Origin of the sequence: Amycolatopsis sp. FU40, from assembly GCF_021903635.1 — a bacterium.
Lineage (GTDB): Bacteria > Actinomycetota > Actinomycetes > Mycobacteriales > Pseudonocardiaceae > Amycolatopsis > Amycolatopsis dendrobii.
Genome location: NZ_CP091381.1, coordinates 2,487,955 through 2,513,660, shown reverse-complemented (window position 1 = coordinate 2,513,660; position 25,706 = coordinate 2,487,955). Strand labels below are relative to the sequence as shown.

Below are 25,706 nucleotides of genomic sequence, written 5' to 3'. Positions count from 1 at the left end.
CCGACCAGATTCCGTCCGGGCGCCCCGGCTTTACAAACATTTCCCGTTATTCGCACAATGGCCGGATGCCGGACCCCGACGACCGCGCCACCCCGCCCGGCCTGCCGCAGACCGCGGACCGCGCACTGCAAGTGCTGCTCGCGTTCGACCGCACCCGCCCGGAATGGGGCGTCACCGCGGTGGCCCGCGAGTTCGGGCTGCACACGTCGATCGCCCAGCGGCTCCTGGCCGTGCTGGCCCACCGCGGTTTCCTCGTCCGCGACGACAGCACCCGCAAGTACCGGATCGGCCCGGCCGCTCTCCACCTTGGCCGCTTGTGGGACCGGGCCGGGGCGCTGGACCTGCTGGTGATCCCGGTCCTGTCGGATCTCGCCGCCCAGACCGGACACGCCGCCCTGCTGTCCCTGCCCGACGGCGCGCACACCCGGTGCGTGCTGGCCGCCGAAGGCGCGGACGGCCGCCTGCGCGGCTATTCGCTGGTCGGCGAGCTGTACCCGGCGCACGCGGGCGCGACCAGCAAGGCGTACTTCGCGTTCCTGCCCGAGGAAGAGCGCGACCGCCTGTTCGCCGACCGCCCGATGGCCCGGTTCACCCCGGATACGGTCACCGACCTCGCCGTCCTGCGGGAGCAGCTGGCCGAGGTCGCTCAGCGAGGCTGGGCGTTCACGACCGGCGAGTACGACACCGGGGTGGCGACGCTCGCGGTGCCGGTGTTCTTGCGCGGGGAACCGTACGGGAGCTTGTCCGTGGGGTGGTCTTCCTCGCGCTTTGAGCACGATCCGGAGCAGTGGGTGGAGCTTTTGCGGCGCGGCGCGGATTTGATCGAACTGCGGCTCTCCCGGCCGGTTCCTCGGCGGTGAACCGCCTCAGCGCAGTCCTTCAAGGTCAGCAGCGAATCGGTCGAGCGAAGGCAGGGCGAGGATCTGGCGTTGCAGTCCGCGCGCGGCGAGCCGGCAGGACGGTTTGTCCATGACCTGGCTGAGCGCGGAGGCCAGCTTGTCCGGGGTCAGCCCCGCAGTGTCCACCTGGATGCCCGCTCCCAGCTCTTCGACGCGGGCGGCGTTGGCGGGCTGGTCGGCGAATAGCGGCAAGGCCGTCATCGGCACGCCGCGGGAGAGCGCTTCCCGGATCCCGCTGAACCCAGCGTGGGTGAGGAAGACGTCGCACGCGCCCAGCAGCAATTGTTGCTGCACGTATGGCACGAAGCACACGTTCGCCGGGCGCGGGCCAGTCCAGGCCGCCGGGTCGTGGCCGAGCGCGACGACGGCGCGGATCGGCAACCTGCCCAGTGCTTCGGCTGCGATCGTCAGCAGGCGCGATTCGGCGGACAGCAGCGTGCGCACGTTGGAGCCAAGGCTCATCAGCACCAGCGGCGCGTCGGCGGGCAACTCCGCGATTGAGGCGTCGAGCGGATCGCCGGACTGGTCGGGCAAGCGGTAGCAGCGGTGCCGGGAGGTCCGCGACCCTTGCGGGTACCACGATTCGGGCAGCAGGCCCGCGACGATCCTCCCGTACGCCGGAGCCAGGGACGCGATCGCGGGGAGGCCGAACTTCGCGCGCACGACGTTGAGCCGTTTGACGAGATCCGGCACCAGTCGCACGATCAGCGGCGCGATGTCGAGCACCGCCAGTTCGGCGCCGAGTATCTCGGCGGCAAGGAAGCCGCCGTACTCGTTGGTCTCCCGGACGATCACGTCCGGGCGCCACGGCTCCGCGACGTCGAGCAGGTTCGCGGTGAAGGTCGCGGTCATGCCTTCGTGGAACAGCGGAACGCTGATCGGACCGGATAGCTCGGGGCACCACCCGCGCAGCTGTTCTTGAGGCATGCCTATCGTTTCCGGCTGGATCTCTTCGGGTGCCAGGACCTCCGGCAGCACCAGCACCGGAACGCCGAGCCGTTCGAGTTCCGCACGCATCGCGCCGCCGGTGGCGATCGCGACCTCGTGCCCGGCCCGGCGCAGCGCGTTCGCCATCGGGACGAGGGCCGGTACGAGATGCGAGCGGATCGGCAAACCGGTCAGCAGGACACGCATCGGAAGACTCCTCCAGAGTTCAGTCGCCTTCAACGAAGGCGGCCCAGCTCGTCAGGCTGGCACAGTTCCGGCGCGCCGCGGCATACCAAGAATTAGGGGGTGCCAACACGTTCGGTTGTTTCGAGAGAGGTCCGCGGAAAACTTTGTTGCCGGTCCGGTGCGATGCGACCACGCTTGGTCGCATGGGCGAGGTGGCGGAGTGTTCGCTGGGCACCGTGCACGAGGCGGTCGAGCAAGGCGCGAGCTCGGACGCGGTGGCAGAAGCGTTGTCCCGCGCTCTGGTGCCGCTGGTAGCGCACGACGCGTTGCGCGTAGCCGCGACGAACCCAGCAGCCGAGTTCGGACCGGCGGCCTTCAGCTTCTGGCACAAGTTCGACCCTGGCCTCGGATTGGCGCTGCTGCACCGTGCGTACGCCTGCGGCAACCAGAGCGCGCCGCAGGTGCCGGGCGACGACTTGTACCGCGCGTACGGCGTCGGCAGTGAACTGCTGGTCCCGATCCGGGACCGCCGGGGTGCCTGGGGCACGCTGGAGTTGCTGCGCTCCCACGGCGGCAGGCAATTCGACGCCGAGGACGCACGCCGCGCAGTCCGGCTGGGCCCGGCGCTGGCGCGCGTTCTACGCCAGTACGTCACTGCGGGGCCGCTGGCGCCGCGGGCGCCGATGCTGGCTCCTGGAGTGATCATCGTGGGCCCGGACCACCGGATGCGCGCGGCCACACCCGAGGCCTACGCCTGGCGGGAACATCTGCGAACCAGCCGCCGCACACCGGACTTCACCGATGCCGCGCACTTGGCCGGGTTGTCGTTGCAAACCCGTCGGCGCCTGAACGACCCGCACGCCCGCCGCCCCGTGCTGGCCGCGCCCGCCGCCAGCCACGGCCGGTGGGTCGGCTGCCACGCACAACCTCTCGACGATGACTCCGGCGACGTGGCCGTAGTGATCGAAGCGCTTACCGGCAAGCGGCTGCTGCCGTCGTTCTGCGACTGGTACAGCCTCACTCCCCGCGAGCGCCAGATAGTCCACCAGCTGTGCGAGGGCGCGGCAGCCAAGCACATCGCCCGGAGTCTCGGCCTGTCGGTGCACACCGTGAACGAGCACCTGAAGGCAGTCTTCCGCAAGACAGCCGCCGGTGGCCGGGACGAACTCGTCGCGGCGATCACCAGCTGACGAAGCCGCCGGCAGACGTCGGCACGCCGCGCGCGAGGTCACCCGTCAGCCCCGCCCTTGTTCGCACCAGTTCCGAAACAAAGCCTTGACCAGCCGCGTGTTATCGCTAACATTGCCATGCTCACGCCGCGGACTTCAGCGAGGAGGTGCGGACATGCCCGCCGACGGGTCTTCAGCCAAACGCCAGCCCGGGCTTGCCGAAGTGGCGGCGATGGCGGGTGTTTCGCACATGACCGTCTCCCGGGTCGTCAACGACACCGGGCCGGTTCGCGCGGAGACGCGGGCTCGGGTGCTCGCCGCGGTCGAGGAGTTGGGGTATCGGCCGAACTCGGCGGCCAGGACGTTGGCCACCGGGCGGTCGAGCGTGCTCGGCGTCGTGGCGCTGGAGTCCAATTTGTACGGTCCGGCGAGCACGCTGTACGGGATCGAGCACGCCGCCCGCGAGGAGGGCTACGGCGTCACGATCTCCAGCGTCAGCCGGCCGCGGCGGTCGACTTTCGCCGAGGCGGTGGACAATCTGCGGCGGCAGGCGGTCGGCGGGATCGTGGTGATCGCGCCGCACGTCGCGGCAGGCGAGGCGTTGCGGCAGGTGACCGGCGACATTCCGATGGTCGCGGTCGGCGGCGGCGAATCGGTTCCGGTGCCGGTGATCTCGGTCGACCAGTACGACGGGGCCCGCCGGGTGACCGAGCATCTGCTGTCGCTCGGGCACGAAACGGTGTGGCACGTCGCGGGGCCGGAGGACTGGCTGGAATCGCTGGAGCGCGAGCGCGGCTGGCGGGAAGCGCTCGAGCGGCGCGGGGCGCCGGTGCCGCCGCCGTTGCGCGGGGACTGGAGTCCTCGGTCCGGCTACGACGCGGGACGTCGGCTGGTCGCCGAAGGATCGCCGGACGCGGTGTTCGTCGCGAACGACCAGATGGCGCTCGGCGTGCTGCGCGCGTTCGCCGAGGCGGGACTCTCGGTACCGGGCCAGGTTCGCGTGGCCGGGTTCGACGACGTGCCGGAGGCGGCGTACTTCAGCCCGCCGCTGACCACCGTCCGGCAGGACTTCATCGAGGTCGGACGACGGACGTTCAAGCTGCTCGTCGAACGCATGGACGGCGGCGACCCCGGCGTCCGCCATCTCGTCGCACCCGATCTGATCGTCCGGGACAGCACCGGGCCCCGGTAGCAGCACTGCACGACCGCCTCTGGACAACCGGTCGGCACCTCCGAATGTTAGCGCTAACAGCCGGGCGGCAACTCGTCGCGCGGCGTGGAATCCGGAAGGAAATGCCTCCAGTGCCAGCAGATTCCCTCGTCGTCGGCATCGACTTCGGCACCCTGTCCGGACGCGCGGTGGTCGTCCGGGTGCGCGACGGCGCCGAACTGGGGACCGCCGTGACCGAGTACCGGCACGGGGTCGTCGACGACCGGCTTCCCGCCACGGCCGAGGAGTTGCCGCCGGGCTGGGCGTTGCAGGTTCCGTCGGATTACGTGGACGTCCTGCGCACGGCCGTGCCCGCCGCGCTGGCCGAAGCGGGCGCCGATCCGCACGACGTGATCGGCATCGGCACCGATTTCACGGCCTGCACGATGATCCCGGCCACCGCGGACGGCACTCCCCTGTCCGAACTGCCGGAGTTCGCGGGCAATCCGCACGCCTACGTGAAACTGTGGCGGCATCACGCCGCGCAACCGCAGGCCGATCGCATCAACACCCTCGCCCGCGAACGCGCCGAACGGTGGCTGCCGCGGTACGGCGGGCTGATCTCGTCGGAATGGGAGTTCGCCAAGGCGCTGCAGCTGTTCGAGGAAGCCCCCGAGGTTTACCGGGCCATGCGGCATTGGGTCGAGGCGGCGGACTGGATCGTCTGGCAGCTCACCGGTACCTACGTCCGCAACGCCTGCACGGCCGGATACAAGGGGATCTACCAGGACGGCTGCTATCCGAGCCGGGAATTCCTCCGAAGCCTCAACCCCGGCTTCGAGTCCTTTGCGGACGACAAGCTCGACCGTCCGGTCGGCCGGCTCCGCTCGCTCGCCGGGAAGCTCAGCCCGGAGGCCGCGGCCTGGACCGGGCTGCCCGCCGGGATCGCGGTAGCGGTCGGGAACGTCGACGCGCACGTCACCGCGCCGGCCGCGCAGGCGGTCGAGCCGGGCCAGATGGTCGCGATCATGGGCACGTCGACCTGTCACGTCATGAACGGCGCCGACCTGCGCGAGGTCCCGGGCATGTGCGGGGTCGTCGACGGCGGCATCGTCCCCGGGCTCTGGGGCTACGAAGCGGGCCAGAGCGGGGTCGGCGACATCTTCGGCTGGTTCGTCGAGCATTGCGTCCCCCAGTCCTGTTCGGATGCCGCGGGATCGGAAGGACTCCACGCATTCCTGACCCGGCTCGCGGCTCAGCAGGAGATCGGCGAGCACGGCCTGGTCGCACTCGACTGGCACAGCGGCAACCGGTCGGTCCTGGTCGACCACGAGCTGTCCGGCGTGCTCGTCGGGCAGACCCTGAGCACCCGGCCCGAGCACGTCTACCGGGCGCTGCTGGAAGCCACCGCGTTCGGCACGCGCAAGATCATCGAGACCTTCGAGGCCGCGGGAGTTCCGGTCACCGAGCTGATCGTCGCGGGCGGCCTGACCAAGAACCCGCTGCTGATGCAGATCTACGCCGACGTCACCGGCCTCCCGCTCTCGGTGATCGGCTCGGCGCAAGGACCCGCGCTCGGCTCGGCGATCCACGCCGCGGTCGCCGCCGGCGCTTACCCCGACGTGCACGCAGCCGCCGCGGCGATGGGCTCGGTCCAGCGGATGGCACACCAACCGGTGCTGGCGAATGTGTCCGCCTACGACGAGCTGTACGCGGAATACACCGCGCTGCACGACTATTTCGGCCGCGGCGGCAACGACGTGCTGCACCGTCTCGCCGCGCGCCGCCGCGAACTGGCCACTGTCGCGAAAGGACAGAACTGATGACGCTGACCGCTCAGGCGCGCGGGACGATCGCGGAGCTGAGGGAATCCGTCGCGCGGCTGCACAGCGAGCTGACGCGCAACGAGCTGGTCGTCTGGACCGCGGGCAACGTATCGGCGCGGGTGCCCGGCGAGGACCTGATGGTGATCAAGCCGTCCGGAGTGTCCTATGACGACCTGAGCGCCGACACCATGGTCGTCACCGACCTGCACGGCAAGCTCGTGCACGGCGAACTCGCCCCGTCCTCCGACACCGCCGCGCACGCCTACGTCTACCGGCATCTGCCCGAGGTCGGCGGGGTCGTGCACACGCATTCGACCTACGCCACGGCCTGGGCCGCGCGCGGCGAGCCGATCCCGTGCGTGCTCACGATGATCGCCGACGAGTTCGGCGGCGAGATCCCGGTCGGCCCGTTCGCGTTGATCGGCGACGACTCGATCGGCCGCGGCCTCGTGGAAACCCTGCGCGCCACCCGTTCCCCCGCGGTCCTGATGCGCAACCACGGCCCGTTCACCGTCGGCCGCAGTGCCCGGGACGCGGTGAAGGCCGCGGTGATGGTCGAGGACGTGGCCCGCACCGTCCACATCGCACACCAGCTCGGCACGCCCGTCCCGCTGTCGCGAACCGACGTCGACCTGCTGCACGCGCGCTACCAGAACGTCTACGGCCAGCGCTGAACCCGCTGAGCCAGCAAGGAGAACAGATGATTTCCGCGACCAAGCCGCAGGTGTGGTTCCTCACCGGCAGCCAGGCGCTCTACGGCGAGGAGACCCTCGACCAGGTCGCCGGGCAGTCGCTGCGGATCCGGCAGCTGCTGGCCGATTCCGGCGGGCTCCCGTGCGAGCTGGCCGGAAAACCGGTGCTGACCGAATCCGCCGGGATCCGGCAAGTGCTGCAAGAGGCCAACGCCGACCCCGCGTGCGTCGGAGTGATCGCGTGGATGCACACGTTCAGCCCGGCGAAGATGTGGATCAGCGGACTGGACGCGCTGCGCAAACCGTTGCTGCACCTGCACACCCAGCTCGACGCGGCGCTGCCGTGGGCCACTCTTGACATGGACTACATGAACCTCAACCAGGCCGCGCACGGCGACCGGGAGTTCGGGTTCGTCCAGACCCGGCTCGGGATCCCGCGCAAGACCGTCGCCGGGCACGCGGCCGATCCGGCGGTGATCGCCCGCATCGACGCCTGGGCGCGCGCGGCGATCGGCACCGCGCATCTGCGGACCTTGAAACTGGCCCGGTTCGGCGACAACATGCGCGACGTCGCGGTCACCGAAGGCGACAAGGTCGAGGCCGAGCTGCGGTTCGGGGTGTCGGTCAACACCTACGGCGTCACCGAACTCGCCGAGCGGGTCGACGCGGCCGCTGACGCCGACGTCGACAGCCTGGTCGCGCAATACGCCGACGAGTACGCGCTCGCTCCGAAACTGGAGCGCGACGGTGAACGGCACGAGTCGCTGCGCTACGCCGCGCGAATCGAACTCGGCTTGCGGTCCTTTCTCGCCGAAGGCGGATTCGGCGCGTTCACCACGAACTTCGAGGATCTCGGCGGACTTCGCCAGCTGCCGGGACTGGCGGTGCAGCGGCTGATGGCCGACGGCTACGGTTTCGGCGGCGAGGGCGACTGGAAGACCTCCGCGCTGCTGGCGTCGGTGAAAGCGATGGGCCGCGACTCGGACCGCGGAACGTCCTTTATGGAGGATTACACCTATCATTTCGGTCCCGGCGAACCCAAAATCCTCGGCGCGCACATGCTCGAAGTGTGCCCCAGCATCGCCGCGGACCGCCCGTCGTGCGAGATCCACCCGCTCGGCATCGGCGGCCGCGAAGACCCGGTGCGGCTGGTCTTCGACGCCGCGCCCGGTCGCGGCGCGGTGCTCGGCCTGATCGACCTCGGCGACCGATTCCGCTTGGTAGCCAACGAGATCGACGTCGTCCCGCCCGACGAGCCGCTGCCCAACCTGCCGGTGGCCCGCGCCGTGTGGAAGCCCGCGCCGTCGCTCGCCACGTCCGCGGAAGCGTGGATCACCGCGGGCGGACCGCACCACACCGTGCTCACCCAGGCGGTCGGCACCGAGACCGTGCGGGACTTCGCCCGGATGCTCGACGTCGAACTGCTGGTCATCGACGAAACCACCACCACCGCGGACTTCAGCGACCGCATCCGCTGGAACCAGGCCTACCACCGGCTCGCCCAGGGTTTCTGAAAGAAGGAGAACGAACAATGAGGTTCATTCGAGGAATCCGCACCGTCGCCGCGACGGCCGGGGCCGCCGTGCTCGCGTTCGGCGCCGCCGCCTGCGGGTCCAGTGCGAAGACCGTCGACCAGCAGGCGGGCGGGTCCGCCGGCGCGCTGGTCGGCGTGACGATGCCGACGAAATCGTCCGAACGCTGGATCCACGACGGGGACAACATCAAGGCCGCGCTGGAGAAGCTCGGCTACCAGGTCGACCTGCAGTACGCCGAGAACGACATCCCCACCCAGGTCAACCAGATCGAGAACCAGCTGACCAAGGGCGCGAAACTGCTGGTCGTCGCCTCGATCGACGGCACCGCGCTCACCACGCAACTGCAGGAGGCCGCCGACCGCAAGGTCCCGGTGATCGCCTACGACCGGCTCATCCGCAACTCCCCCGCGGTCGACTACTACGCCACCTTCGACAACTTCAAGGTCGGTGTCGAACAGGCGAACTCGCTGCTCAAGGGCCTCGGCGACGGACCCGGTCCGTTCAACATCGAACTGTTCGGCGGATCGCCGGACGACAACAACGCGACCTTCTTCTACAACGGCGCCATGTCGGTGCTCAAGCCGCTGATCGCCGGCAAGAAGCTGGTTGTGAAGAGCGGCCAGGTCGACTTCGCGCCGACCGCGATCCTGCGCTGGGACCCGGCGACCGCGCAGCGCCGGATGGAAGACCTGCTCACCAAGACCTACACCGGCGGCGCGAAGGTCCAGGGCGTGCTCTCCCCGTACGACGGCCTGTCGATCGGGATCCTGTCCGCGCTCAAGAGCAACGGCTACGGCACCGCCGGACAGCCCTACCCGGTGGTCACCGGACAGGACGCCGAAGTCGCGTCGGTCAAGTCCATCATCGCGGGCGAGCAGTACTCCACCGTGTTCAAGGACACCCGCAAACTCGCCGACGTCACGGTGAAAATGGCCGACTCCGTCCTCAAAGGACAGAAGCCCGCGGTCAACAACACCACCGACTACGACAACGGCAAGAAGGTCGTCCCGGCCCAGCTGCTGCAGCCGGTCGTCGTGGACAAGTCCAACTATCGGAAGGAACTGCTCGACTCCGGCTACTACACGGCGGGCCAGCTGAAATGACCGAACTGCTCGGCATGCGCGGGATCACCAAGACCTTCCCCGGCGTCACCGCGCTGTCCGACGTCACGCTCTCGGTGCGGCGCGGGGAGATCCACGCCGTCTGCGGCGAGAACGGCGCCGGGAAATCCACTCTGATGAAGATCCTGTCCGGCGTCCACCCGCACGGCAGCTACGACGGCGAGATCACCTTCGACGGTCAGGCCTGCGCGTTCGGGTCCATCCGCGACAGCGAACGCCGCGGGATCGTGATCATCCACCAGGAACTCGCGCTGTGCGCGCAGCTTTCGATCGCCGAGAACATCTTCCTGGGCAACGAGCGGGCCAAGCGCGGCTGGGTCGACTGGAACCGGACCAATCACGAGGCCGCCGACCTGCTGCGCCGGGTCGGCCTGCGGGAGAACGCCGTCACGCCGGTGCGCGAACTCGGCGTGGGCAAACAGCAACTGGTCGAGATCGCCAAAGCTCTGTCCAAGCGCGTCAAACTGCTCATTCTCGACGAGCCGACCGCGGCGCTCAACGACGACGATTCGGCGCATCTGCTCGGGTTGCTGCGCGAATTGCGCGACGACGGCGTCACCTGTGTGATCATCTCGCACAAACTTGGCGAGGTCACCGCGATCGCCGACACCGTCACGATCCTGCGCGACGGCAAGACCATCGAAACGCTCAACGCGGCCGGGCTGAGCGAGGAACGCATCATCACCGGAATGGTCGGGCGCGACCTCGAACACCGGTTCCCGCCGCGGGAACCGGACATCGGCGACGAGGTGCTCCGGATCGAGGACTGGACCGTGCACAGCCCGAGCCAGCCCGGCCGGATCGTGGTGGACGGGGCGAACCTGACGTTGCGCCGCGGCGAGATCGTCGGGCTCGCCGGGCTGATGGGCGCGGGCCGCACCGAACTCGCGATGAGCGTCTTCGGCCGGTCCTACGGCACGAACATCTCGGGCCGGCTGGTCAAGGACGGCAAGGAGGTCACGCTGCGGTCCGTCCGCGACGCCATCCGCAACGGCATCGCCTACGCCACCGAAGACCGGAAGCTGTACGGGCTCAACCTGATCGACGACATCCAGCGCAACACCTCCGCGGCCGGGCTGCCCGCGCTCTCGCGCCGCGGCTGGGTGAACGAGCACACCGAACACGACGTCGCGACCCGGTTCCACCGCGACCTCCGGATCAAGGCGCCGTCGGTGCGCAGCGTCACCGGCAAGCTGTCCGGCGGCAACCAGCAGAAGGTCGTGCTGGCCAAGTGGATCTTCACCGACCCGGACGTGCTCATCCTCGACGAGCCCACCCGCGGCATCGACGTCGGCGCGAAATACGAGATCTACACGATCGTCAACGAGATGGCCGCGCAAGGGAAAGCGGTCCTCGTCATCTCGTCGGAACTGCCCGAACTGCTCGGCCTCTGCGACCGCATCTACACGCTTTCCGCGGGCCGGATCACCGGCGAGGTCGCCCGCGCCGACGCCACCCAGGAACTGCTCATGCGACACATGACGAAGGAATGGCCATGACCACCGCCAACCCCGTGCGGCCGGCCGATCCGGCCGCCCCGCCCGCCGGGCGCAGCCCCCGGCGGATCTCGATCAACCTCCGCCAGAGCGGCATCTACGTCGCCTTCGCGCTGATCGTGGTCCTGTTCGAGGTGATCACCGGCGGCGCGCTGCTCGAACCGCAGAACATCTCGAACATCATCGTGCAGAACTCCTACGTGCTGATCCTCGCCATCGGGATGATCCTGGTGATCATCTCCGGGCACATCGACCTGTCCGCGGGCTCGGTCGTGGCGATGACCGGCGCGGTCGCCGCGGTCCTCACGGTCAATCTCGGGCTGCCCTGGCCGCTCGCGGTCGTGCTGACCCTCGTCGTCGGCGCGGTGATCGGGGCCTGGCAGGGATACTGGGTCGCGTACTTCGGCATCCCCGCGTTCATCGTGACGCTGGCCGGGATGCTCGCCTTCCGCGCGCTCACTCTCACCGTGCTCGGCAACCAGGGCATCGGTCCCTTCCCCGACGCGATCCGCACTCTGTCCAACGGCTTCACCGGCGGTTACCTCGGCAACATCGGACTCGGTCCGCTCGGCGGCGCCGACCTCGTCAGCCTGCTCGCCGGGGTCGTCGTGGTCGCCGGGATCGTGCTGACGCAATGGCGCAAACGCGCCGCGCGGCTCGGCTACGGCCAGGAAGTCGATCCGTTCCCGCTGTTCGTGCTGAAGATCGCCGTCGCCGCCGCGCTGGTGCTCGCCGTGGTCGTGCAGCTGGCCCGGTTCCGCAATCTGCCCTGGGTCCTCGTCCTGCTCGCGGTGCTTGTGCTCGGCTACTCCCTCGTCGCCGGGAAATCGGTGTTCGGCAGGCACGTCTACGCCATCGGCGGGAACCTCCAGGCCGCGACCCTGTCCGGGGTCAAGGTCAAATCCGTGACGTTCTGGGTCTTCGTCAACATGGGCGTCCTCGCCGCGCTCGCCGGCATCATCTTCGCCGGACGGCTCAACCAGGCGGGGCCCACCGCGGGCGTCAACTTCGAACTCGACGCCATCGCCGCCGCGTTCATCGGCGGCGCGGCGGTCCAGGGCGGGGTCGGCAAGGTGGTCGGAGCCATCACCGGCGGCCTGATCATGGCGGTCATCAACAACGGAATGTCCTTGATCGGGGCGCCCAGCGAACGCGTCATGCTGGTCAAAGGCGCCGTCCTGCTCGCCGCGGTCGCGTACGACATCTGGACCAAGCGCCGCGCCGCGGCTCGCTGACCCGGGGCTGGCTGGCGGGCGACCCGCCAGCCGCTTCGGCGGTCTTGCCTGCCCGCGGGATTTTCCCTGCCCCACAGCGAAAGCGCTATATCAGTAGCAGCAGCATCCCCCGGCAGCATAGGATTCCGGCGCGGGGAACGACATGGAGTAGATCAGCGGCAGATCGCCTGGCTCGGGACCGGGAAGGCGCGGGTTCGAGTCCCGCCTCCATGTCCATCCCCCGCCTCTTGGAGTAGTTCAGCAGGCAGAACACCCGGCTGTTCCCCGGGAAGGCGCAGGTTCGAATCCTGCCTCCAAGTCTTGACCACCGGGGGGAATCCACATGGGACACACCGCGTCGCCGACGTACGCCTACGGGCAGCTCCAGCGAGCCGTCCGCACCGCCCTGTCCGCGAAGGACGGCGCGACCCGCAAGCGGGCGCAGGCGAAAGCCAGCCAGTGGCAGGACGTCCTCACCGGCATGGCCGCCGGTTCCCTGCGGATCGGCTCGCGGACTCCGGTCGCGGACACTCCGGCATGGATCACCCTCGAGGTCGTGCACGGCGGGTTCGCCACCGGGCGGTTCCTGGCCGAGGTCCCGCTGTCTCCGGAGGAAGCAGCGCTGTCGGGCACGAACGACCGCGAGCGGCTCAACCTCTGGTACCTCACCGACGGCGGGCTCGCCACGCTGCGGGGCATGCTCGCCACCGAGTCCTACCGGATCGAAGTTCCGGAGGACGCCGCGCTGCCGACCGTGGCGTGGCTGCTGGAGCACGGGCACGCCGAATCCGCGCTCGACTTGATCGAGGAGCTTCGTCCGTACTTCCATCGCTTGCGCCTCGCCCCGCTGCCCGGCGCGGCGCCGCGACCGGCTGGCGCGTCGGTTCGGCTGAGCACCGTCGGCGAAGTCCGGGAATCGCTGCGGTCGGCGAGCACCCCGCCCGCGGTCGCGGCAATGCTCGAAACGCTCAAGGTCTGGCATCCGCTGTTCGACCGGCTGGTCGCGCTGTGGTGCGACACCGTCGAAGGCGACCTGCCGCGGCTGGACGAAACCGGCGTCACCGGCGGCTGGCCGTGCCGCACCTGGCCGCGGGACTGGCAGCAGCGCCGCGGCGAATGGCTCGCGGACTATGCGAGCGCGAGCGCCCAGCACACCGCGTCGACCGCGCACGCGCACCCGAAGAGCAACTTCGCCCGGCTGCATCGCGCGTTGCTGGCGTGCGAGCACGACAGCACGGAACTGACCGGCCGGGACGTCGGCTGGATCCGCCGTGCCCTGGCGAACACGATCACCAAGCACGGCGAGCCGGACTCGGAACCGCGCGCAGCACTCCGGGCGCTGCAAGCCTCGGTCGCCGCACGGCCCATCCACGCCGAACTCGCCGCCGCGATGGTCGAACGGCTGGACCGCTTCCCGGCCGACGGCGGGCTGCCGTCGATCGAGCCGGTCGCGGAGGACGCTCCGGCGCACCTGGTCGCCAAGGTCGCCCGCGCGCTGGAGGCGCCGATCGAGGAGCTGGTCGCGCGGAAGGTGATCACTTCGGCCGACGTCCTCGCGACGGTCCTGCCGCAGATCACCGCGCAACTGCTGGCCGCGAACTTCGACGACGAGCAGCTTTCGACGCTCTACGCCCAGACCTACGCGGCCTTCCGCCGCCGGCGCGGCTTGCTGCTGCTCGACCTGGAAAACCAGGTCCGGATCGAGGAACTGCCCTGGGTCCACGCGATCGACCCGCTGCGAGCGCGGCGTCCAGACGCCACCCGGGCGGCCCGCCAGACCCTCGACCAGACAGTCTTGCTCGCGCTCACCGCGTTCCCGCAGGCGATCCTGCCGAACACGCTGGTGCGCGAACTCGGCGCGCTGGCGAAACAGGCCGGGATGCCGATGCCGCTGGTGGAGGAGGTCGCCGCGGACATCTTCATGGGTACGTTCACCGCGAAATGGCGCACGGCAGCAGAATTCGCGAGCCGCACGATGGCGGGCACGGTCTACGCCCGCTACTACGACCTGCCGGAGTCCTGGGCGTCGGCACCACGCCCGCGCCCGTTCCGCGCGCTCGCCAAGCGCACCGCCGACGACTTCGCCGACGTGTGCGTGGCCCGAGCCGGCGGAGCGCGGCCGTCGTGGCGCTTCCGCTCGGTCGCCGTGAACGGCACCGTGCTGGAACAGAGCCAGATTCTCACCACGCAGAATCTGGCAGTACTGGTGCACACACTCGATCTGCGGGACCGGCTCCAGGCAGCGGCGCCCGAACTGGCCGCACAGTCGTTGACGTGGACGGTGACCCGGCTGGCGACCCGCACCGACCATCACCACGCAGCCCTGCAAGCGGTCAAGAACGCCGCCTACGCGTGGCGGCAGGCGCTGTTCTTTTTGAGCTTCTGCGACGAAGACGCTCAGCGCGCGACCGTCCGCCGGCTCGCCGAGCAGATGGCCCGCGCGGGCCTGGCCGAACGGTTCGCCCCGGCAGTGAACGGCTTGGCGCACGTCGTGGAAGGCGGCCGGTTCACGGCGGACGGCCGGACGGACGACGGAGCAGGACGGCGTTTCCTCGGCTGGACCACGGGCAAGCACTGGTGCCTGCCCGTGGTCCGGAAGAAGGGTTCAGCGGGCCTGTGACGGCGGGTGCCCGTAGCGATTCCTGAACGCCGCAGCGAACCGGCTGGCGCTCGAGAATCCCCACCGGGCCGCGATCTCGCTGACCGACAGCTCGTGGTGCGCTTCGAGATCCGCGCGGGCATGCTGCAACCGCACCCCGACGAGATGCTCGGTAGGCGTGCATCCGACCCAGTCCCGGAAGCTCTCCTGCAACCGGCGGACCGTCGTCCCGGCGACGGCCGCCATTTCCGCCGCCGTCCACGCCCGGGCCGGATCGGCGCGGACGGCCTCGACCACCCGCGTGATCGCCCGCGGCCGCGGCGCCGGGACGCGGCCGGAATCCGGGCAGCCGGCCAGGAGAAACCCGGCCGCGACCGCGCCGGCCAGTTGTTCCCGCACGATCGGCTGGTCGCTGAACAACGAGCCGTCGCGCATCTGCGACGACAGCCCGGCGACGAGATGCCGCCAGTCGCGCGCCGGACCGTGCTCAAGAGGTAACTGGTCCGGAAGCGCACCGGCCACCCGGACGGTCCCGGCGCCGAGCACCCGTTCGGCCTCGCGGTCCAGCCAGTCCCGGTCGAATTTGACGCCCAGCACGGTGCAGGTCGCGTCCCAGTGGGTGATCAGCGACGGCGTGTCGGCCCGGAAGACCGTCGCCTGCCCCGGCACCGACGTCACCGACCCGTGCCTGGCGCGGCTGGCGAGGTGGCCGGTCAGCGGCAGATTGACCTCGTACGCGGAGGGGTAGTCGCAGGCGATCTCGACGTCGGCTCCCCATCCGACGTATCCGATCAGCACCGGGCCGAGGTCGAGCGTCCGCAGGGTCAGCCGCGGTTCGCGGCCGGCGCGCAGCGGCGTCAGCTGGTGCGGAAAGTAGGCGTCGGCCACCGACTTCGAGACTCGCTCCCAGTCCCGCGGCGCCGCACCACGGCGTGCGGACATGGACGCATGCTAGCTGATCAGCGGCGACGTGCCGGATTCGTCGCGCGATCCGTACCGGATCCGCGCTTAGCGTGTCGTGGGCCCGGCCGGCGCGGACCTACCTTCGCCCCACCACGCACGAAGGAGGCCGCGTCAATGACGACGAACAGCACCACCGTCCCGGACCTTTCCTGGATCGGCGACATCACCATGGCCCAGCTGGAACGCAATCCGTACGAGCCCTACGAACGGCTGCGCCGCGAGGCCCCGCTGGCGTACGTGCCGGTGCTCGGCTCATATGTGGCGACGACAGCGGAGATCTGCCGCGAGATCGCCACCAGCCCCGATTTCGAAGCCGTCATCACCCCGGCGGGCGGGCGCACCTTCGGCCATCCGGCGATCATCGGGGTCAACGGCGACATCCACGCCGACCTGCGTTCGATGGTCGAGCCCGCGCTGCAGCCCGTCGAGGTCGACCGGTGGATCGACGACCTCGTCCGCCCCATCGCCCGCCGCTACCTCGAGAAGTTCGAGAACGACGGCCGCGCGGAACTCGTGTCCCAGTACTGCGAGCCGGTCAGCGTCCGCTCTCTCGGCGATCTTCTGGGGCTGCAGGACGTCAGCTCGGACAAACTGCGCGAATGGTTCGCGAAACTGAGCCGGTCCTTCACCAACGCGGCCATGACCGAGGACGGCGAATTCGCCAACCCGGAAGGCTTCGTCCAGGGCGACGAGGCGAAGGCCGAGATCCAGGCGACCGTCGACCCGCTGATCGACAAGTGGATCGTCGAGCCCGCCGACACCGCGATCTCGCACTGGCTGCACGACGGGATGCCGCCGGGCAAAACCCGCGACCGCGAGTACATCTACCCGACGATCTACGTGTACTTGCTCGGCGCGATGCAGGAACCGGGCCACGGCATGGCCTCGACCCTGACCGGCCTGTTCAGCGAACCCGACCAGCTCGAGCAGGTGGTGGACGACCCGGCGCTGATCCCCCGCGCGATCTCCGAGGGGATGCGCTGGACCTCGCCGATCTGGTCGGCCACCGCGCGCATCTCGACCAAGGCGGTCACCGTCGCCGGGGTCGGCCTGCCCGCGGGCACGCCGGTGATCCTGTCCTACGGATCGGCCAACCACGACACCGGCGTCTACGAGGCCCCGACCCGCTACGACCTGCACCGTCCTCCGCTGCCGCACCTGGCGTTCGGCGCCGGGAACCACGCCTGCGCCGGGATCTACTTCGCCAACCACGTCATGCGGATCGCGCTGGAGGAACTGTTCGAGTCGATTCCGAATCTCGAGCGCGACACCTCCTCGGACGTCGAGTTCTGGGGCTGGGGCTTCCGCGGGCCGACGTCGCTGCACGTCGCCTGGGAGGCCTGACATGTCGTTCACCGCGACCGTCGGCGGCCGGGAAGTGCCGTGCGGGCAAGACCAGCCGATGCTCGACGCCTTCCTCCGCGCCGGCGTCTGGATGCCGAACTCGTGCAACCAGGGCACCTGCGGCACCTGCAAACTGCGCGTGGTCGACGGCGCTGTCGACCACTGCGACTCCCCCGCCGACACCCTGACCGAGGACGAGCGGGCGGCGGGCCTCGCACTGGCCTGCCAGGCCCGGCTCCGCTCGAACGTCGTCGTCGAAACCGCGAGCGGCGGCGGCCGGGCCACGCACCCGCTGCGCGACCTCACCGCGACCGTCCGCGAAATCCAGGACATCGCCCGCGACACCCGGCGATTGCGGCTCGGCCTGCCCGAACCGCTGGCGTTCAACGCGGGCCAGTACGTCGAGCTCACCGTGCCCGGCACCGGCGTGCGCCGCCAGTACTCGCTGGTCAACACCGCCGACGAGGACAAAGTCCTGGAGCTGCACGTCCGTTTGGTGCCCGGCGGGGCGGCGACCGAGCAGTGGATCTTCGCTGGGCTCGCCGTCGGAGAGCAGGTCCAGGTCACCGGCCCGCTCGGCGACTTCTTCCTGCCGCCTGCCGAGGAGGACGACGGCGGCCCGATGGCGCTCATCGGCGGCGGCACCGGGCTCGCCCCGCTGATCGGCCTCGCCCGCACCGCGCTTTCCCGGGATCCGAACCGGAAAGTGGTGCTGTATCACGGGGTTCGCGGCGCGGCCGATCTCTACGACCTCGACCTGATGGCCGAACTCGCCGACAGCTACCCGGGTTTCTCGTTCCTTCCGGTGCTGTCGCACGAACCCGGGAACAGCACGCACCGCACCGGTTTCCCGACCGACCGGTTCCTCGACGACGTCCCCAGCGCCCGCGGCTGGTCGGGCTGGCTCTGCGGGCCGCCGCCGATGGTCGACGCCGGGGTGAAGGCGTTCAAACGCCGCCGCATGGCGCCGCGCATGATCCACCGGGAGAACTTCACCCCGGCCGCGCCCTGACCGGCGCGGTCGGGACTGCAACGGCCGGTTCGGTTCGTCCTCGGCGCAGCTGATCAGCAGCTGCGCCGTGTGCGCGATGTGGTCGCGAAGCCGTTCGGCCGCCAGCGCCTGCACATCTATCTCGCCCCGGACTACGGCGACGCGGACGCCGGTCGCTACCCCTGGTCGCGAACCACTCCGGCCGGCTAGAGGTCGATGACGACCTTGCCGTGCACGTGCCGCCCCGCCTGAAGCTCGACCGCGGTCTGGATCTCCTCGACCGGAAAGCTCGCCGCGATCGGCACCCGGAGCTGTCCCGCCGCCACCAGACCGGCGATCTCCTCGATGGCTCCGGGCGCTGCGTTGGCGCCGTTCGCCGGAGTGATCCCGTCGATCTGGCCCGCAATGGTGGTGATGCGTCCGTCCGGCACGCCGAGTTCGCGGGCCGCCTGCGCCGTTTCCGCCCCGTGCAGATCCATCGCGGCGGTGACGCCGGCGGGAGCCAACGCACGGACCCGGTCGACCAGGCCCTCGCCATACGCGACCGGCTCAGCCCCCAGCGCTTGCAGCGCCTCGGCCGAGGACGCCGACCCCGTCCCGATCACTCGCGCACCGGCAAGGCGTGCGAGCTGGACCGCGAACACGCCGACCCCGCCTCCGGCGCCGCCGACGAGCACCGTGTCGCCCGGGCCCGGACTGACCACCGCCAGCGCCGCAGCCGCCGTGCAGCCCGCGATCGCAAGCGCGGCTGCGGTGCGGTCGTCGACACCGTCCGGAGTGCGGTGCGCCTCGCCGCCCACCGCGATGGTCCCGGCGACGTCCACGACGACATAGTCAGCCACCGCACGGGACAGCGCGCCGCCGAAGACGCGGTCGCCGACCGCGAACTCGCTTACTCCGTCGCCGATCTGGTCGACGGTCCCGGCGTAGTCGGTCCCGAATCCGCACGGCAGGCTGAGCCCGAACCGCGCGGCGGTCTCCGAGTCCGAGGTCATGAACCAGTCCATCGGGTTCAGCCCAGCCGCGGCCACCCGTACGCGAATCTGCCCCGGACCAGCCTGCGGCACCGGCACTTCGCGGACGCGCAACGACTCCGGACCGCCGAACGCCTCGAATCGCACCGCCCGGCTCGCTTCTTTCCCGCTCATCTGTCTCCTCGGGGTCAGGTAAACGGACTATGCTCCGTTTACATCCTCGAAGCTAGCACAAGTGGAGCGTGATCCGTTTTGGCCGCCGCGAAGACCCCCCGGGCAGACGCGACCCGCAACCGCCAGCAGTTGCTGGACGTCGCGACCCGCTTGTTCGCAGCGGCCGGGACCGAGCCCTCGATGCGCGCGATCGCCGCCGAGGCCGGAGTCGGCATCGCCACCCTCTACCGGCACTTCCCCACCCGCGAGTCGCTCGTCGACGCGGTCTACCAAGACCAGGTCTCGCGCCTCACCGCCGGAGCCAAGGACCTGCTCGCGGAACTCGGCCCGGCCGCGGCGCTGCGCCGCTGGATGGACTTGTTCGGGGACTGGATCGCGACCAAGAACGGAATGCTCGAGACGCTGCTCGCGATGGTCGAGTCGGGCGAGATCGCCCACGCCCACACCCGAACCGAACTGCTCGCGGCCATCGACGGCCTCCTCGAAGCAGGCCGCAGCAGTGGCGAACTCCGCGGCGATGTCCCCGCCGAAGACATCGCGGCAGCGCTCATCGGCATCTTCACCGTGGCCGGTTCCGCCGAACACAAGGCAATGGCGGCCCGGCTGCTGGACCTTCTGCTGGACGGACTCCGCGTTTCCGCCTAGGGCAGCCCCGCCGAGGTCCGGCCGGTCGCGCTCACCGCCGCCGGCTCCAGCGCGCTCAGCACCGACTGGTGCGTGATCCACCCGGTCAGCTCATCGCCGCCGGTCAGCACCGGAAGACCGGTTCCCGGAGCTTGGGCGAGTGCGTCCAGCGCGTCGGCGAGCGTGGAATCGCTCGTCACCAGCGGCGGCAACTCCGCGAGGTCTCCCACCTGGCCCGACTGGTCCTCGGCGACCGCCTCGGCGACCGCGCGGGCGGTGGCGCAGCCCTGGTAGCGGCCCTCCGCGTCGATCACCGGCAGGATTCCGTGGCCGGACAATGCGAGTGCGTGCGCGGCCAGTTCCAGCGGCAGGTCCGCGCTCAGCGGCTCCGGCAGCGGTTCGGTGACCGCGGCGACCTTCGTGCCCGCCAGCCGTTGCGCGGAGGGGTGTTTGTCCAGGTCGATGCCGCGGCGGCGCAGTTTCAGCGTGTAGATCGTGTCCCGGCTCAGCGCGCGGCTCACGGCGGTCGCGATCACGATGGCGGTCAGCATCGGCAGGATCACCGAATACTGGCCGGTCAGCTCGAACAGCACGATCACTGCCGTGATCGGGGCCCGCGCCGAACCCGCGAACGCCGCACCCATCCCGATCAGCCCGTACACCCCCGGCGACGCGGTCACCGACGGAAACCACGTATGCACAGCGATCCCGAACGCGGTGCCGGCCATCGCGCCGATGAACAGCGACGGCGCGAACACCCCGCCCGAGCCGCCGATCCCGATCGTCAGACTGGTCGCCACGATCTTCCCCAGCATCAGAACCAGCAGGAACCCGAGGACGTACTTGCCCTCGACGGCGTTCTGCAGCACCGGATAGCCCACCCCGTACATCTGCGGCAGCAGAAGCAGCAACCCGCCGAGGAACACCCCGCCCACCGCCGGGCGCAGCCACTCCGGGCCCCGCCACAGCCGGTCGCACAGATCCTCGATCCAGTACAACACCCTGGTGAACAGCACTCCGCACGCACCGACCACCAAGCCGAGCGCCACGAACAGCAGATACTCCACCGGATTCCGCAGCGTGAACGGCGGCAGATCCAAAAACGGCGCGTTCCCCAGCACCGCACGCCCGACGACGCTCGCCGTCACGCTCGCGAGCACCACCGCACCGAACGACTCGGCCGCGAAATCGCGGAGAATCAGTTCCATCGCGAAGAACGGACCGGCCAGCGGCGCGTTGAACGTCGCCGCGATCCCGCCCGCCGCACCGCACGCCACCAGCACGCGCAGTCGCGACTCCGGCAGCCGCGCCGCCCGTCCCAGCGCCGAGCCCAGCGCGGACCCGATCTGCACGATTGGGCCTTCCCGGCCCACCGAGCCGCCGGAGCCGATCGTCAACGCCGACGCCAGCGCCTTCACCACGCTCACCTGCACCGGAATCCGCCCGCCCCGCTCGGCCACGGCGTACATCACCTCCGGCACCCCGTGCCCGCGCGCCTCCGGGGCGAACCGGTAGACCAGCGGCCCGTAAACCAAGCCCGCGATCACCGGGGCCAGCAGCAGGAACCAGGGGCCCAGCGCCGGGAACCAAGAATGCGCCGCACGCCCGGCGTCCGAATAGTCCGCATGCCCGGAGAACACGTGCGTGAACGTGGTGATCAACCACCGGAACACCACCGCGCCCAAACCCGCGCCCGCCCCGATCAGCACCGCCAGCCCGACCAGCCCGGCCCGGCTCTCCCGCACCCACCGGCCCACCGGCTGGCGCACCGGCACGACCAGCCCGCGTTTCCCCGCACTCTCACCCGACGACATTGATGCAGTATGCAACAATTGCGCACGGACATGGTTGCGGGATCGCTCACACCGGACCGGGCGGCAAGGACATTTTTCGGCAGCGGTGCGCGGCTCCCTGTCCGCAGAAGTCCGCGAGGGCGCCTGATCCCTGCGCCCGGAACTTAAGCCGCGGCGTTTCCGCTCGACTACCGTCCACAACGGCCCCAAATGGTCGGCGAAATGCCCGATCCGCCCGTATATCCGGCTTGGTAGAGACGTGAGGGGAATCCTTGCGTACTCAGAGTTCCTCAGGGTTCCCTTCACATACTTCGCCGAGCCACCGCGGTCCCGACAGGCCCTGCGAGCTGGACAGCCACGCCTCACAGCGAACAGCGCTCGCGCCCGCGGACGGCGGATCAGAAGACGAAGTAGCGCAACCACAGGTACGGCGCGGCGACGAGCACGGTGATCACCGTGACGACCGCGCCCTTCTTCGTGAATTCCCAGAACGAGATCGGCGCGCCCGCCCGAGCGGCGAGACCCAGCACGACCACGTTGGCGCTGGCCCCGACCGCGGTCATGTTGCCGCCGAAGTCCGCGCCGAGCGCCAGGGACCACCACAGCGCCTCGGAATGCGCGGGGTCCGGGATGTCGTGGGTGAGCGCGAGCACGAGCGGGCTCATCGTTGCCACGTAAGGGATGTTGTCGATAACGCCGGACAGCAGCGCGGACACCCCGAGGATCAGGAACACCGCCAGCAGCGCGTTCCCGCCGGTGGCGCCAGCGGCGAGCTTCGCGAGCCAGTCGATCACACCGGTCTTGACCAGCGCCCCGATCATGATGAACAGGCCGGCGAAGAACAGCAGGGTTTCCCATTCGACGCCGTCCAGGTACTGCTTCGGCGGCGTGCCCGACAGCAGCACGAGCAGGCCCGCGCCGAGCAGCGCGACCACCGACGGGTCCAGGTGCACCACCGAATGCAGCACGAACCCCGCGAACACCAGCAGCAGCACGGCGCCGGACTTGATCAGCAGCTTCGGCTGCCGGATCGCTTCGCGTTCGTTCAGCGCCATGACGTCGGCGACCCGCTGCGGGTCGACGGTGAACGAACCGCGGAACAGCCACGGCAGCACCAGCCCCAGCACGACGAGTTCGAGCGCGACGATCGGCGCGAGGTTGAGCAGGAAGTCGTTGAACGCCAGGCCCGCGCGGCTGCCGATGATGATGTTCGGCGGGTCGCCGATCAGGGTCGCGGTGCCGCCGATGTTGGAAGCCAGCACCTCGGCGATCAGGAAGGGCACCGGGCTGATGTCGAGCCGGTCGCACACCAGCAGCGTCACCGGCGCGATCAGCAGCACCGTGGTCACGTTGTCCAGGAACGCCGAGGCGACCGCGGTGATCAGCACCAGCAGCAGCATGATCCGCAGCGGCGACCCCTTGGCGCGCTTGGCCGCCCAGATCGCGACGAACTCGAACACCCCGGTGCGGCGCAGGATCCCGACAATGATCATCATGCCGAGCAGCAGGAACAGCACGTTCCAGTCGACGCCGGTGTCCTCGGAGAAGAACGCGTCGGCCGACCCGCTGACCCCGGTCGCGAGCACCACGCCCGCCCCGGCCAGCGCGGCCGTCATTTTCGGGATCTTCTCGGTCGCGATGAAAACGTAGGCCACCACGAACACGACGACCGCGATGACCGTGCTCATCGGCGGACCGCCGGGATCAGCGAGGCGTCAACGCGTGCTCCAGCAGCCGCGACGCGGACACCACGCCCAGCAGCGTCCGGTCCCGCATGACCGCCACGAGCGGACACCGCAGCCGGGCCATCGTCGCGGCGACCTCCACGATCGTGTCGTCCGCGTCCACCCTCGGCAGCTCGCGCGGTTCGCCGGGCAGCAGCTCGCGCACGGTCCGCCCGCCGAGTTTGTCCGCGACCCGGTCCGCCATCGACTCGCTGAGCACCCCGGCCAGCGACGGATCGTCGCGCACATAAGGCGGAACCAGGAACTGCACGACGTCGGAGGCGGGCAGCACCGTGTGCGGACACCCGGACGCTTCCGTCACCACCAGCCCGGGCAACCGGTGCTCGGCGAGCAGGCGCGCGGCCGCCAGCGCGTCCGAATCGAGGTCGACGACCGGGAACTCCTCGGCCAGCTCCGCTGCGCGCATGCCCCCAGGCTACGACGAGCCGGGCGGCTCCGCCGGAACTCATGATTTCTTTCCTTTCTCTTTGCGGTCGCCGCCCGCGCTCGCCGGACGGCCGGTAGGCAGCTTGTCCGGCGGCTCGATCCGCAGCAGTCTCGCGATCGGCACGTCGGTGGAGGAATGCAGCACGATCGAGAGCGCGATCGTCACCGCGACCAGATCGAACACCAGCTCGCTGTCGGCGATCCCGGACTGCAGCGCCAGCAGCCCGTACACCACCGACGCGAACCCTTTCGGCCCGAACCACGCGGCGGTCGCGCGTTCGCGTCCCGACATCGGAGTCCGCAGCAGCGACAGCGCCAGCGCCGCGGGCCGCACCAGAACGATGGCCAGCACCGCGAGCACCCACGCGCCGACGCTCAAGTGCGAGAGCCGGTCCGGCGTGATCAGCGCGCCGAACACCAGCAGCGCGGCGAACTTCGTGATCTCCGAAAGCAGGTCCCCCAGCGGCTCGAAGTGCTCGGCCGCTGTCTTGTCCACAGTGGCCAGTGTGGAGCCGGCCGCGAACGCCGCCAGATAAGGATTCGCGTCGGTCAGGTGGCACGCCGCGTAAAGCAGCACCGCGACCGCCAGCGGACCGAGCGCCTGCAGCCGCGGCTCGGCGGTCAGCACCCGCAGCCGCCACGCGAGAGCGACCAGCGCGGGAATCGCTATCCCCAGCACCAATCCCAGCACCAGCTCGAACACGACCGTGCCCAGATCCGACGACGTGTGCGTCGCGGTCGCCAGGAAGATCAGCACGAACGGCAGCGCGAGCCCGTCGTTCAGCCCGGACTCCACGTTCAGCAGCCGCCGCAGCCGCAACGGCACGTCGTCGCGGCCCACGATCGCCGCCGCGAACACCGGGTCGGTCGGCGAGAGGATCGCGCCCAGCAGCAACGACGTCGGCCAGTCCAGTCCGACCAGGAAATGCGCGGGCACCGCGATGCCCACCATCGTCAACGGCATCCCCAGCCCGAGCGCCCGCCCGGACAGCCGCCAGTTCTCCCGCAGCGCGGGCACGCTCGCCCGCTGGCCGTCGGTGAACAGCACCGTGAACAACGCGATGTCGGCGAGCGACGTGACCAGCGGATCCCGGGGCGCGATGTGGATCAGGCCGAACCCGCCGTCGCCCAGCAGAGCGCCCGCGAGCAGGAACAGCAACGCCGTCGACAGCACCGTCCGCGCGGCCACGCCGGACAGCGACACGCTGACCAGCAGCACCACGCCGAACGCCAGCACCAGCGCCATCGGACTCCCCGGGGGTCGGCTCGACCGCCCGTCGCCCGGCTGGGCACGGGCAGGCCGACCAGACTTCCCGGCACTCCACGCGTAAAGATGCCGCAAAGACCCGCCCCGGGCAAACCGAGGTCCCCTCGCGCGCGTCCGCCGACGACGGGACACGCGGAGCTACCGATCGCGGAGATAGTCCTCGTACACCCGGACCCAGACGTCCCAATCGGACAAAACGGCCGCGACCGCCAGGCCGCTCGCGGTAAGCCGCAACTCCGTGTCCGCACGGAGACCGGTGTCCCAGCTGCCCGCGTCGGCCCGGACGAGCGCGCCCTCCGCCGCCAGCGCGCGGACCGACCGCTCCAGCGTCCGGCGCGGCACCGTGCGGCGCAGGCGGGACAGGCACGCCGGACCGGTGAGAAGCGCGTCGATCACCTCCGCCGCGCCAGTGCGGCGAAGGATCCGCACGACGCGGTCGTCGACCATGGCGCGGGAGAGTAAGCACCCGCCGAACCCGCCGGTCCGACTTTGACGAATTTCTGACGCGCGTTAACGGAATCTCTACGGCCAGGCCGGGATCCTGACGAGATCCATACGCTGCCGCACCGGTCCCCGAGGGACGCTGCGGTA

General features: G+C 70.0%; 21 protein-coding genes and 2 tRNA genes. 15 read left to right on the top strand and 8 right to left on the bottom strand.

Translation table 11 applies throughout. From position 1 onward, the window contains the following. Positions 1-65 precede the first annotated feature (65 nt). Positions 66-860, top strand: coding sequence for an IclR family transcriptional regulator (locus tag L3Q65_RS12480; protein WP_237599709.1), 795 nt, complete (start codon positions 66-68; stop codon positions 858-860). Between the two features lie 6 nt (positions 861-866). Here L3Q65_RS12480 and L3Q65_RS12475 read toward each other — a convergent pair whose 3' ends face one another. Then, the gene (locus L3Q65_RS12475) at positions 867-2,033 is read right to left on the bottom strand and encodes a glycosyltransferase (RefSeq protein WP_182889432.1); all 1,167 of its coding nucleotides are present in this window, start codon (positions 2,031-2,033) and stop codon (positions 867-869) included. A 182-nt stretch (positions 2,034-2,215) separates the two neighbouring features. Here L3Q65_RS12475 and L3Q65_RS12470 point away from each other — a divergent pair, with 182 nt between their 5' ends. From L3Q65_RS12470 to L3Q65_RS12420, 11 genes are all read left to right on the top strand, one after another. Beyond that, positions 2,216-3,202, top strand: a complete 987-nt coding sequence (locus tag L3Q65_RS12470) for a LuxR C-terminal-related transcriptional regulator (protein WP_237599708.1) — start codon at positions 2,216-2,218, stop codon at positions 3,200-3,202. 154 nt (positions 3,203-3,356) lie between these two features. Further along, positions 3,357-4,373, top strand: a complete 1,017-nt coding sequence (locus L3Q65_RS12465) for a LacI family DNA-binding transcriptional regulator (RefSeq protein ID WP_237599707.1) — start codon at positions 3,357-3,359, stop codon at positions 4,371-4,373. Between the two features lie 101 nt (positions 4,374-4,474). Beyond that, complete coding sequence (gene araB / locus L3Q65_RS12460) at positions 4,475-6,154, top strand: ribulokinase (protein ID WP_237599706.1); 1,680 nt, start codon at positions 4,475-4,477, stop codon at positions 6,152-6,154. Further along, positions 6,154-6,831, top strand: a complete 678-nt coding sequence (locus L3Q65_RS12455; protein ID WP_237599705.1) for an L-ribulose-5-phosphate 4-epimerase — start codon at positions 6,154-6,156, stop codon at positions 6,829-6,831. Before araB ends, L3Q65_RS12455 begins: the two co-directional genes overlap by 1 nt. A gap of 26 nt (positions 6,832-6,857) precedes the next feature. Then, positions 6,858-8,363 carry an L-arabinose isomerase gene (araA, locus tag L3Q65_RS12450; protein ID WP_237599704.1) on the top strand — a complete coding sequence of 502 codons (1,506 nt, stop codon included), beginning with the start codon at positions 6,858-6,860 and terminating at the stop codon, positions 8,361-8,363. A 17-nt stretch (positions 8,364-8,380) separates the two neighbouring features. Continuing rightward, the gene (gene chvE, locus L3Q65_RS12445) at positions 8,381-9,487 is read left to right on the top strand and encodes a multiple monosaccharide ABC transporter substrate-binding protein (RefSeq protein WP_237599703.1); all 1,107 of its coding nucleotides are present in this window, start codon (positions 8,381-8,383) and stop codon (positions 9,485-9,487) included. Then, positions 9,484-11,004 (top strand): multiple monosaccharide ABC transporter ATP-binding protein, encoded by a 1,521-nt coding sequence (gene mmsA / locus L3Q65_RS12440; protein WP_182889439.1) that lies wholly within the window; start codon positions 9,484-9,486, stop codon positions 11,002-11,004. Before chvE ends, mmsA begins: the two co-directional genes overlap by 4 nt. Continuing rightward, a complete protein-coding gene (gene mmsB, locus L3Q65_RS12435) occupies positions 11,001-12,236 on the top strand; it encodes a multiple monosaccharide ABC transporter permease (protein WP_237599702.1) in 1,236 nt (411 codons plus the stop codon). Before mmsA ends, mmsB begins: the two co-directional genes overlap by 4 nt. 141 nt (positions 12,237-12,377) lie before the next feature. Beyond that, positions 12,378-12,452, top strand: a tRNA-Pro gene (locus L3Q65_RS12430). Positions 12,453-12,462: 10 nt separating this feature from the next. Beyond that, positions 12,463-12,535 (top strand) — tRNA-Asn (locus tag L3Q65_RS12425). Between the two features lie 23 nt (positions 12,536-12,558). Next, positions 12,559-14,835 (top strand): hypothetical protein, encoded by a 2,277-nt coding sequence (locus L3Q65_RS12420; protein ID WP_237599701.1) that lies wholly within the window; start codon positions 12,559-12,561, stop codon positions 14,833-14,835. Here the strand turns inward: L3Q65_RS12420 and L3Q65_RS12415 are convergent. After that, positions 14,821-15,756: an AraC family transcriptional regulator gene (locus tag L3Q65_RS12415; protein WP_182889442.1), complete on the bottom strand. Its 936-nt coding sequence runs from the start codon at positions 15,754-15,756 to the stop codon at positions 14,821-14,823. The two genes, L3Q65_RS12420 and L3Q65_RS12415, sit on opposite strands and share 15 nt — an antisense overlap. Before the next feature lie 135 nt (positions 15,757-15,891). Here L3Q65_RS12415 and L3Q65_RS12410 point away from each other — a divergent pair, with 135 nt between their 5' ends. Continuing rightward, positions 15,892-17,121: a cytochrome P450 gene (locus tag L3Q65_RS12410; RefSeq protein ID WP_237599700.1), complete on the top strand. Its 1,230-nt coding sequence runs from the start codon at positions 15,892-15,894 to the stop codon at positions 17,119-17,121. Between the two features lies 1 nt (position 17,122). Then, complete coding sequence (locus L3Q65_RS12405; RefSeq protein ID WP_237599699.1) at positions 17,123-18,133, top strand: FAD-binding oxidoreductase; 1,011 nt, start codon at positions 17,123-17,125, stop codon at positions 18,131-18,133. Between the two features lie 185 nt (positions 18,134-18,318). Here L3Q65_RS12405 and L3Q65_RS12400 read toward each other — a convergent pair whose 3' ends face one another. Further along, positions 18,319-19,260: an NADP-dependent oxidoreductase gene (locus L3Q65_RS12400; protein ID WP_182889445.1), complete on the bottom strand. Its 942-nt coding sequence runs from the start codon at positions 19,258-19,260 to the stop codon at positions 18,319-18,321. A gap of 78 nt (positions 19,261-19,338) precedes the next feature. Here L3Q65_RS12400 and L3Q65_RS12395 point away from each other — a divergent pair, with 78 nt between their 5' ends. Then, positions 19,339-19,905, top strand: coding sequence for a TetR/AcrR family transcriptional regulator (locus L3Q65_RS12395; RefSeq protein ID WP_237599698.1), 567 nt, complete (start codon positions 19,339-19,341; stop codon positions 19,903-19,905). Here the strand turns inward: L3Q65_RS12395 and L3Q65_RS12390 are convergent. The 5 genes from L3Q65_RS12390 to L3Q65_RS12370 form a co-directional block, all read right to left on the bottom strand. Continuing rightward, positions 19,902-21,698, bottom strand: coding sequence for a chloride channel protein (locus L3Q65_RS12390; protein WP_237599697.1), 1,797 nt, complete (start codon positions 21,696-21,698; stop codon positions 19,902-19,904). The genes L3Q65_RS12395 and L3Q65_RS12390 overlap by 4 nt on opposite strands. A gap of 377 nt (positions 21,699-22,075) precedes the next feature. Beyond that, entirely contained in the window at positions 22,076-23,365 is a 1,290-nt protein-coding gene (locus L3Q65_RS12385; protein ID WP_237599696.1) for an ArsB/NhaD family transporter, read from the bottom strand. Between the two features lie 16 nt (positions 23,366-23,381). After that, positions 23,382-23,828 (bottom strand): CBS domain-containing protein, encoded by a 447-nt coding sequence (locus L3Q65_RS12380; protein WP_182889449.1) that lies wholly within the window; start codon positions 23,826-23,828, stop codon positions 23,382-23,384. 39 nt (positions 23,829-23,867) lie between these two features. Next, positions 23,868-25,094, bottom strand: a complete 1,227-nt coding sequence (locus tag L3Q65_RS12375; protein ID WP_182889450.1) for a sodium:proton antiporter — start codon at positions 25,092-25,094, stop codon at positions 23,868-23,870. Positions 25,095-25,253: 159 nt separating this feature from the next. Next, positions 25,254-25,562 carry a hypothetical protein gene (locus L3Q65_RS12370; protein WP_182889451.1) on the bottom strand — a complete coding sequence of 103 codons (309 nt, stop codon included), beginning with the start codon at positions 25,560-25,562 and terminating at the stop codon, positions 25,254-25,256. Positions 25,563-25,706 lie beyond the last annotated feature (144 nt).